This is a genomic window from Halalkalibacter akibai JCM 9157 (assembly GCF_000513135.1).
Classification (GTDB): domain Bacteria; phylum Bacillota; class Bacilli; order Bacillales; family Bacillaceae_D; genus Halalkalibacter; species Halalkalibacter akibai.
Map to the genome: position 1 here is coordinate 1 of NZ_BAUV01000081.1, position 9,983 is coordinate 9,983.

At 31.4% G+C, this 9,983-nt stretch carries 13 protein-coding genes; all 13 read left to right on the forward strand.

Annotated features, from left to right (window positions below; genetic code table 11):
- Positions 1-1,418: AAA family ATPase (locus JCM9157_RS21925; protein WP_035668378.1), on the forward strand; the 1,418-nt coding region annotated here is incomplete at its 5' end.
- Positions 1,405-2,415: an HNH endonuclease family protein gene (locus tag JCM9157_RS21930; protein WP_035668379.1), complete on the forward strand. Its 1,011-nt coding sequence runs from the start codon at positions 1,405-1,407 to the stop codon at positions 2,413-2,415. The genes JCM9157_RS21925 and JCM9157_RS21930, both read left to right, overlap by 14 nt.
- Before the next feature lie 71 nt (positions 2,416-2,486).
- Positions 2,487-2,645, forward strand: coding sequence for a hypothetical protein (locus JCM9157_RS24770; protein ID WP_156321513.1), 159 nt, complete (start codon positions 2,487-2,489; stop codon positions 2,643-2,645).
- A 142-nt stretch (positions 2,646-2,787) separates the two neighbouring features.
- A complete protein-coding gene (locus JCM9157_RS21935; RefSeq protein ID WP_035668381.1) occupies positions 2,788-4,044 on the forward strand; it encodes a GTPase family protein in 1,257 nt (418 codons plus the stop codon).
- 3 nt (positions 4,045-4,047) lie between these two features.
- A complete protein-coding gene (locus JCM9157_RS21940) occupies positions 4,048-4,344 on the forward strand; it encodes a hypothetical protein (RefSeq protein ID WP_035668383.1) in 297 nt (98 codons plus the stop codon).
- A 716-nt stretch (positions 4,345-5,060) separates the two neighbouring features.
- Positions 5,061-5,480: a hypothetical protein gene (locus JCM9157_RS21950; protein ID WP_035668388.1), complete on the forward strand. Its 420-nt coding sequence runs from the start codon at positions 5,061-5,063 to the stop codon at positions 5,478-5,480.
- A gap of 251 nt (positions 5,481-5,731) precedes the next feature.
- The gene (locus JCM9157_RS21955; RefSeq protein ID WP_035668390.1) at positions 5,732-6,193 is read left to right on the forward strand and encodes a hypothetical protein; all 462 of its coding nucleotides are present in this window, start codon (positions 5,732-5,734) and stop codon (positions 6,191-6,193) included.
- A gap of 21 nt (positions 6,194-6,214) precedes the next feature.
- Entirely contained in the window at positions 6,215-6,682 is a 468-nt protein-coding gene (locus JCM9157_RS21960) for a GNAT family N-acetyltransferase (RefSeq protein ID WP_035668391.1), read from the forward strand.
- A 357-nt stretch (positions 6,683-7,039) separates the two neighbouring features.
- The gene (locus JCM9157_RS21965) at positions 7,040-7,531 is read left to right on the forward strand and encodes a hypothetical protein (RefSeq protein WP_035668393.1); all 492 of its coding nucleotides are present in this window, start codon (positions 7,040-7,042) and stop codon (positions 7,529-7,531) included.
- A gap of 358 nt (positions 7,532-7,889) precedes the next feature.
- On the forward strand, positions 7,890-8,363 hold the full coding sequence (locus JCM9157_RS21970; RefSeq protein ID WP_035668395.1) for a hypothetical protein: 474 nt from the start codon (positions 7,890-7,892) through the stop codon (positions 8,361-8,363).
- Positions 8,356-8,979: a hypothetical protein gene (locus JCM9157_RS21975; RefSeq protein WP_035668397.1), complete on the forward strand. Its 624-nt coding sequence runs from the start codon at positions 8,356-8,358 to the stop codon at positions 8,977-8,979. Before JCM9157_RS21970 ends, JCM9157_RS21975 begins: the two co-directional genes overlap by 8 nt.
- 150 nt (positions 8,980-9,129) lie before the next feature.
- Positions 9,130-9,318: a PspC domain-containing protein gene (locus JCM9157_RS24255; RefSeq protein ID WP_081734289.1), complete on the forward strand. Its 189-nt coding sequence runs from the start codon at positions 9,130-9,132 to the stop codon at positions 9,316-9,318.
- A gap of 184 nt (positions 9,319-9,502) precedes the next feature.
- Positions 9,503-9,733, forward strand: coding sequence for a hypothetical protein (locus tag JCM9157_RS21980; RefSeq protein WP_148296942.1), 231 nt, complete (start codon positions 9,503-9,505; stop codon positions 9,731-9,733).
- Positions 9,734-9,983 lie beyond the last annotated feature (250 nt).

A 9,983-nucleotide genomic window follows, 5' to 3' on the forward strand; every position in this document is an offset into this window, starting at 1 on the left:
ATAATTATAAGCTATTAGAGGACTGCGAAGTATTTTTTGTGCCAGAAAGAGGTTATCCTGATCACTTCTATGAATATTTTAGTAATAATAACTTTACTATCTTGGTAGGAGAGAACGGTAATGGCAAAACTACACTAATGAGTTTTGTGGCAAATATCTTTCATAATCTTCAGAGGTATCATGACCGTATTAAATCAGATTTTACACTAAGATATATCATAGAACGAAATAATGAGTTGTATAAAGTCAATATTGAGAAAGAAGAAAGAAATTTATTTATTTTTGTCGAAGGCTTCTTATCTAAATCTTTAATTCTTGAATTACACCCACAAAGAGGTTATGTAGTGAAAGCCCACCAAAAGCACATTACTAATAATGTCACATACGAAGAGATTAAAAAATTCTTACCATCAAGGATAATTACATCTGTGTTTTCATTGCATGGAGAATACCCTGTAGACCGACAGCCTAATTTTATAGGAGATAGAATAGTTGATAGTTATGATATATCTAAAATATATGGCTCAAATCACTATGAATTTAAGTCACTTTCAAAAGGAATATATCGTTTTTTAGAAACATATAAAAACAATTCAGATATAGTAGATGAATTATTGAATTTCTTGAGCTTTAAATTTATAAATAAACTTTTAGTTCGTAAGCGTCTTGAAACCTATCCGCATCATGAACTTTTTTTTGCATCACAAGAGGATCAAGATGAAGATTATTTTACTGATGAAGATAAAGCAATGATTCAACAATATAAAGAGTTAGAAAATCTAATCAAAGAGTATGCTATAGATGACAATGGTTGGGTTGAAGTTAGTGAGGATAACTATGAAGATTTCTTTAAATTTGAACAAAATGAGTTAATTTATATGAATGATTTAGCTTTTGAGAAAGATGGAGAATTCATTGCATTAGAAAATATGAGTTCTGGTGAAAAGATGTTCTTTATTAGAATTCTATCCTTGCTGTCTTCAATTGAAGACAATGCATTAATCATCATTGAAGAACCTGAATTACACTTAAATCCTTCTTGGACAAAACAAATTATCACTATGCTCCAGATGCTGTTCAGTAAGTTTAAGGTGCATTTTCTCATTTCGACTCATAGTTACTCTTTTATTAATACAGTCTTCCCAGAAAATATTCTATTTGCAAACGAAAAAAAATTTATGAATCCTGATCCAACAATTAATACGTTTTTGGCTAATGAAGTTGAAATTAGTAATATGTTTTTTGCGAATTCAAAAAGGGCTAACTATGTAGAGGACATTTTGTGGAAGAAGGTTAAGAATGCAAGTGGAAAAGAGTTAGAGGAAATTATAGACTACTTAGGTGAGTCCTATACTAAGTTTAAACTCTTTAATATTCTATTAAAGAAACAAGGAAACAATACTGATGTGGAAAATTAAGAATGATATAAACGAAATGTATCTTCGGAAATTTGAGGCGGAAGTGACAATACCCGTCTTTAACATGATTCGTGATATTACTACGGAAATAAGAACTGGAAGAATCAAACTGCCCTTAAAAAGTAAAGAGATTTGGAAAAATACATCTATTTTTACGGAAGCATCTGAAAAACAAAAAAGGTTATTTACCCATATTATGCAAAGAACTATATCTGGAAGAAAATTAGAGGATATTATATATATTATAGTGACAAATTGCACGCTCGATTATGTAGAAGATATGTATCAAACATACTTAGAACAAAATGCAAAAATTAAAAATGGTAACTATGATGTAGATTATAAGATAGTAGATGAATTTTATAGACTAATCTTTATAGATTTTTATTACAGTAACTTTTTTACAGACGATATAATTTGGTCTACTATTTCAGGAGATAATTATAATAGATCATCATTTCATAGAAACTTTAGAACTGATAATAAGTTAGCTGTTTGTCCTTACTGTGATATTGATACTACAAGGTCAATATCAAATAATAATATTGAACATTTTCTTCCTAAATCAAAATATCCATTCTTAGCAATGAACCCATTAAATTTAATTTCTTCATGTATAGCATGTAACAAAGCACATGAAGGTAAGGGAGAAAAGGTATCTGATCCTCCCATTATTACGCCATACAATGAGATGATTGGAGAATTTGCAGAGTTTGACATAGACTTTGAAGCGGAACAAATCACTCTAAGGAATAAAGGAGGACAAGCACATCACAACTACTTTAACCTTTTAAAATTATACACCAGATATTCAGATTCTTTTATTTTTGAATGTGTCGATGGTGCGGCCCATAGCTTATTTGAAACATTATCAAATTACCAAGCACCTTCAAAAGAGGCAATAGAGGCATATATTAAACGTAGAGAAAAAAGAGAGGGGTTATCATTTGCTTTAAAATCGGCAATAAGCAAATATCCTCATTATCAATCTTATTAAATTGGTAACTACTTAAAATTGATAGATTTAATCCTATTTAATAATGTAAAAAAAGGAAGTGGGTGATTAAGATGCCTGAAGAGAATTTTAATAAGAAATCATTACGGAAAAACAGTAGTAACAAACCTTTACCAGGGAAAACAACTCATTGGGCGGGTGATACAAAAATGACAAAATTGAATAAAAAGGCATTAGAATACATTAGAGCATATAAAGGCATGTTTGGCTAAAGTTCTGAAAATTTCTATTAAAAAAACCACTTACTGAATTAATTAATATCATGTATTAATAGTTTAGTAGACAAAGGCATTTGTTAATGGAATAATTAATATGGGATTTGTTTACCATTTTGATAGAAGGTGGGTTAGTATAATGAATAATAGTCAGGATGGTCAAAATAGTCAACAGATTGATGAATTACTTCATTCTATTTATGAAGCATTAATGAATTCGAGAATACCCCAAAAAATAAAAGGTAAAGTGAACGAAGAAATTAATAATCTAAAATCGTTTACATTAGATGCAAGACCTGCTCGAATAGCCATTGTGGGTCGAAGGGGAGCGGGTAAATCAAGTTTGATAAATGCTATCTTTAGTGAAATGCGAGCAGAAATTGGCGATGTAAAAGCAACAACAGGTATGGGTAAATGGCATACTTATAAATCAGACTTAGGAAGCCTTGAAATACTTGATACAAGAGGGTTAGGTGAAGCCGATAAACCAGAAGAAGAAATATCACAGTCTTCTGCGTTAGAGGAAGTTAAGGCTTCAATAAAAGAAAAGTGTCCTGATGCAATTTTATTTTTGTGTAAGGCTAAAGAAGTGAGTGCAAGAATAGATGAAGATTTGGGGCAATTATTAGAACTAAAGAATCATATTGAGTCACAACATGATTATAATGTACCGATAATCGGTGCTGTGACACAAGTTGATGAATTAAGTCCCAAAAAACCTGATATTCCACCATTTGACCACCCAGTAAAACAAAAAAATATAGCTGATTCAATTGAGATTTTATCAACTAAATTACGTGACGTAGTTTCAATTCCTGTTAAGGTTATACCAATTTGTTGTTATCTTGAATTTGAGAATAATAAAATTAGTTACGATATAAGATGGAATGTGGATACTTTATTAGATTATTTAATTGAACAATTACCCAATGAAGCCCAAGTAGTAATTGCAAGGTTAGCAAAGATAAGAACGGTGCAGAAAAAGGTAGCCCGAAAAATTGGAGCGAGTGTTGCAGGAGTTACAGGGCTTATTGGTGCAAATCCTATTCCTGGTTCGGATCTTCCTGTAATTACAGGATTACAGACAGCAATGGTTACTACTATTGCTTTGATTGGTGGAAAGAAAATTGACCAAAAGGGAGTAATTGAGTTTTTTAGTGCGTTAGGAGTAAACGTAGTCGCAGGTTTGGCGTTAAGACAAGTGGCTCGTCAGTTAGTAAAGTTTATTCCAATTGCAGGAAATGTGATTTCAGGTGTTATTGCTACAGCAGGCACGTATGCCCTATGTGAAGCGGCCATAGCATATTTTATTGAAGAAAAGTCTGCTGATAGCGTAAGAGAAACGTATAAAAAGGTATTTGATAAAAAGAAAAAGGAAAATGAAAAAGAGAAATAAATAATGAATTTTACATTAACAGTAAGGAGAGTAGCGTATGATATAATATTCTACTCTCCTTTTGGGCTTCATTCAATCGATGAGTTAAATAAATTAACTGTCATATTTTGTAACAATCTGTTGGAGAATAACACAGTTAGGATCTATTATAATAAAAAGGAGATGATAAGTTTGATAATTGTTAATGAATTAAAGAAAGAACTTGAAGAAAAGTTAAATAGAGTCTTAACGGTTGAGGAAATCTATATTCTTAAATGGATATCAGAAAAATCTAAGGAATCTCAAAGTATATCAGCTTAGAGGGGTGTGGAAGATGATAAATACTATTCCTATAATATCCCATTATGAAATCCCCGAAAGGCTACTTGATGCTTATAAGTTGTTATATGACATTGAAAACTATCTTCGTGATCTGTTAATTAATAGTCAACTTAGCTATCATCTAACGTACGAAAAACTTTCATTTTTCCACGTAATAACTTTAATTGACTCCTTACCTTCGACCAAATCTAATTTCAAAAGAGATACAATAGCTAACCTATATCACACAGTAAAAATTCGTAATAAAGTTTGTCACATGCACAATATAGACAACCAAGAATATCACGTTTTATATGCCTGTTGGAAAGAGCTTTTTGAAAGCTAAACAGATATGAAACAAGCTATACTGATAAATAAAGTTTCAGTGTTTATCCCCAACTTAATTTTCTTCATTAATAGCATTTTATTAACAATGCCACATATCGTTCTATACAAGCTACTTTCCCAATATGAAACAAACAAATAGATCATGTTTTAATAATCTATAGTAACAGTACCAACCCTTAAAGCTCTTGTTGTTCTATTTTGAAATTTTGTTAATCTCTCTAAGTGTTCTGGGAACATCATCGAAGAGCATTCCCGCACACGTCATGTTTTAGCTTTTTGTTATCTGGACTTATTTGAAAATCCTCTATCGCATTTTAACCACAAAACAACTTATCTATCAAAAAAGTAAATTTAAAAGGTGAGATTCTATGAAAATATACAAAGCACAAAGTAAGTGGGTAATTGGGGTGGAAGGAGGTGTATTTGAAGAGTTTGAAAAGCAGAAAGAGGCAATTATTGTTGATACTCGACCAGTAGCGTATAAAATGTGGAGAACGCCGATGGAGGTTGTTGAGAATATATTTATAGGTCATTTATGGGAGATTGAATATCAATTCTTAGAGTACCATGTAGGCACAGAATCTATATTCGTTTTCATGATAGAACGTTCAAGAAGAAAGCCAGGTTTTATCCATTATAGAGAGGAATTCTTTGTTTCTCATAGATTCGTCATGAGCAAAGTAAATTCGTTGAGGGAAAGAGCCTGTATTGCTGAATATCATTGGAACCACATTAAAAATCAGTGGATTGAGATCGAGTGTCTATTTCAGCAAGAACATGAATGTTGAGGAGAGTTGATCCACTGGATAAAAGCTGTTTTATATTACCTATTACTTCAGATGTTATTTAACTTATGTTTCATTAAAGTTCTTTTGGGATTTTATGTTAAAATGATAACAAAGATTATTCAACTAAAGGGCAAAAAAGTTAAACAATAAACATTTTTCCATATAATCTCCCGTCTTTAATTGTATAATAATACCTATGTATAAATATTTATACGTATATATTATTATACAATAAAGGAGTTGAATATTAGATGAAGATGATTTGTGAGTCCGAAAAATTAGATGATTATTTAATTGAATTGGATGAAGTAAATTATTCACATCCTAAAATTAAAGCAAAAGCGGAGAAACTTTTTAACACATCGCAAACGGAAATTGAAAAAGCAAAAGTAGCTTTTGAATCAGGCTTCTGTTATCAACGATTGATGTTGTTTGATACCCCAGAAAAAGGATATTCACTTCATGCTTTAAATGCTGTTTATTTAAAATCTCAAAATAAATGGTTACGATTAGATGCTCGTGGAAATAAAACTGGTGTAGATGCCCAATTTTCAATAGATGAAGAAAAATTAGCTTTCTCAGTAAATGAGCAATTTGATGAAAAAGACTATTCTGTTATATTTGTAAAGCCCAATTTAAAAACTATAACTGTTTTAAAAACGCATACAGATGCATTAGAAATGTACAAACAACATTTACCTGAAAGTATATAGTTACAAAAGTGAGGAGTAGACATGGTTATAAAATCTGCAATATCTTCTGATGCACCAATAATTCATGATTTAATGATTAAGGCATTTATGGAGTATAAAAATGAAACCCCACCGTCGAGTGCGTTAAAAGAAACTGTTCAGTTAGTTTCAGTCGCTTTAGAAAAAGGGGAAAAAGCATTGATTGCTTTTGAAGAAAATAATCCAGTTGGTATGGTGCGATTTCAATTAAAAGACGAGGGTTTATATTTTTATCGTTTGTCAGTTATTCCTGAAAAGCAAGGAAAAGGCATTGCAAAAAAGATATTAAAATCTTTAGAGGAATATGCAAATAAAGCGGATGTAACTACAATATTATGTAAAGTTCGCATGACAGTACCTAAGAATATACAGCTTTATAGTTCCATAGGTTATGATATTTATGATGAAGAAGTTGTACATAAACCAAATGGTATAAATATTAAAGTTGTTTCAATGAAGAAAGAGCTTTAGTTCTTCAACTATCGGAGGCTTTAACTGAATAAACTTTCAAGTAACTATTTAATAATACAGAACTAATTTATAGATTACTGATCTTTTTTTAGTTGATGATTTATAGTTACCTTCATACTAAACCTCCAATGCTTTTTCCTTATCAGAGGGTAGACTTGCTAATAATATGTGATTTTATAAAAAGTTTGGCTTTCATAAAAGACCAATAGATGACTCTGGTAGCATAAGTTTATCAAATAGATTTTGTTAAACAATTAGATAAGATGGTCATTAAAATGCTCTTTTTATCAAGGAATGTTTGTTGAGTTCTATGAAACACAATCTCTATCGACAATTAATTTTATTAGGAGATATAAAATGTCACAATATTATTTATTCGGAACACTTTTGCTATCTTTTATACTACTAATTGGGTGTTCCTCAGAGGCTCTTCCTGTTGAATCTCAAGATCATAATGAAAAGCTAAATGAATTCTCAATAGTAAAAGATTCCTTACCAGGAAAGGAATCCATTGAAAAAGAAGCCGAGGAAGAGAAGGTTACAGGTATTAACAATGACTCACTATCAACGTCTCAGAATGATGATAGTATTCTTCTTGAAGAAATGGAACTTTTAAAGGAAAAGCTAAGAAAATATATTTTTGATGACTATATGGGTAGCTCTGACTATGTTTATGCAAAGGGAATTAACTGGTCTCTAAATTTTTACGATAATCTATCTGCTGAAGAAATATGGGATGTAATAGAGGAATATAAGGATATAAATAATGAAGAAGGAACATTATTTGAACAAGCTCAATATCTTTCAATAAATGCACCATTAAAGATAATTGGGAAGAGTTATTTTTAGAAAATTGGAATAGTAGTCCTTACGCTGATGATCATGAAATAGAAACAATGATTGATAAAGGTGATTCAGTATGGATTTTTACTGACACTTTGCCCTATACAGGTGAAGAAGATAACTACCCTTTCATTACTTTATATAAGAATACTGGTAATTGGCATGGATAGACATTCTGGTTGTCAATAGAAAATTGAAAATGAATTTATTATAATGAGCCAGTGGATACCTGTTAATTAAACAAGACATGTTGAAAGATGCATAATTGCAAAGATGAATTTTTTATATTTAAAATGTTATCAAGCAAGAGAGTGTTCTGCAACTGTGCAAGAACACTTTTTACTATATTGGGGAGGCGAAAGAAATGAGTACAGACTCAATAAAAAAGATAGAGGAAACAATGGTTAGTTATAAGAAGTTGCTTGATATTTTGGCAGATCATGAAGACAATAAGCAGGTTTGCAAATTATCAAAGAAGAAAATATCTGAATTGTATGGACTATCTTATACTGGAACATGTAATAAGCTCAAATTTCTGGTTAAATATGGCATTATAGAAGAGATTAGTAAAGGTTTTGTTAGAACTGGAAAGCAAGTATCTGAGGCTAAACCTTTTTTACTTTTACCAAGGCTTATGGTGTTAGTTTTGGAGAACCCTGACATTTATAGTAGTTATAAAGAACAGGCAGAATTGTTCAATGAATCAATCTCCGATGTTCAAACAGCATGGGGTTTTTATTCATACTATTTTGGAGCTAAATATCCTAAGACAGAAGAAGTTCAATTATTAGAACAAGAAAATAAGGCTCACAATGAAAGGGGGGGGAACAATGGATAAACAGCATTTTGACTTAATCCAATTTTTTGAAGGATATGTCCGCAACTATAGAAGATTGAATTTGACCACTCTACATAATCGTTCCATGTTCACGAAGAGAGAAATTGATTACTTTGCAAATTTGGGTGAACTGCTCGGATTTGATGCGTTTGTAGAAGATTCGAAGTTTGATAAAGTCAGAGGTAGATCAAGGCCGATGGATCTCTCTCTATGGAAATGGGATAGCAGAATTGATAAGGAAAGCTATGTGTCTCTGGCATTACACTTAGAGCGAGAAAATCAGTGGAACAAGGATGAAGATACTCTTGATAAACTTTTCTCCGAAACGGAGGAAGGGTATGTACCTCATAATGTGATTGGGATTCAAAATATTGAGTCAAACGATAGAATATCTTTTCTTAATAAGTTGGTTGTGAAGAAGAACAAGGAGCAACAATCGAATGTGCTGATGGTGTATCGTTATGTCGATCCAGAGGTTGGTATAGAAAGGGTAAGTGCTTTTCATTTTAACGGGGATGGCTTACAAGGCGAGAGACATGCAGTTTGTAAGGAGGATGATCTTGGCTATTGGCTCATGTGTTTTGAGGAAGAGTATGAGAATCTGAAAAAAGGATAAGTGAGAACTTCTAACTCTTTAATGATGAAATTAAATCAAATTATGCAATAATATGGTTATGTAAGAGTGAGGCTTGTTCAGCTAACGGGCAGGAGACTTCAATAAAAAGTATGGGTTATCATGGTGAAATGAAGGTGAGGGGAAATACATTTGAAAAATAGAAAATTAAGAAAGTCATCAATAGATAAATCAATATCTGGTGTTTGTGGAGGAATAGCTGAGTTTTTTGGTATATCTTCTTTTTTTGTAAGACTAATTTTTGTATTATTTTTACCCGTTAATTTACTTATCTATATAATTCTTGCCAATACTCTTCCCGACAGTCCTCGTTCTTTATAGTTTGTTCTTCAGCTAACGGTGAGCGTTCGCAAAAGAGCAGTTATTGTCCAAAGCAATAAGTACCATATAGGCATTGGAGGTGTTATTTATCGCAGACTATATTTTTATGACAGCACTTTATATCCTTTTAATATTTTTATTTTATAAGGACTATAAAAAACGTAACAAGGACGAAAAAAAAGAAATGTTAGCGGACATGAAGAAACCCAAAGTGCTTTTATTTGTAATTGGTTCAGCCATCGCATACGGAGGGTTAATTGTCAGTAGTTCTGTGACAACTGTTATTGGATTTATGCTCATTTTATTGAGCTTAGTAATAATGTTCTTTCATGCAGAAAATAAGAGAGAATCAGTAAAGTATTCAATTCTCTCTGTATCAGTGGTAACTTATGTATTTTTCTTTTACATTTATTGAAGTAACGGGTGGCGATTGTTCAATTAGAGCAGTCGCTTTTTTACTAACGGGGTTAGTTGAATAGTGTTGTATAATAAATGGATATCTTTAGTTTAAAAATCACATGCTGGTATAGGGGGGATTATATGTGGAGTTTTAACACTTTTAAAGACAAACGTTATTGGATTCTTTTGATTCCAACTATAATTATTTTGGTCTTGTTCGTTATTTTTGCCTCTGATTATATTTTTGAAAAACCTTACATAATGTA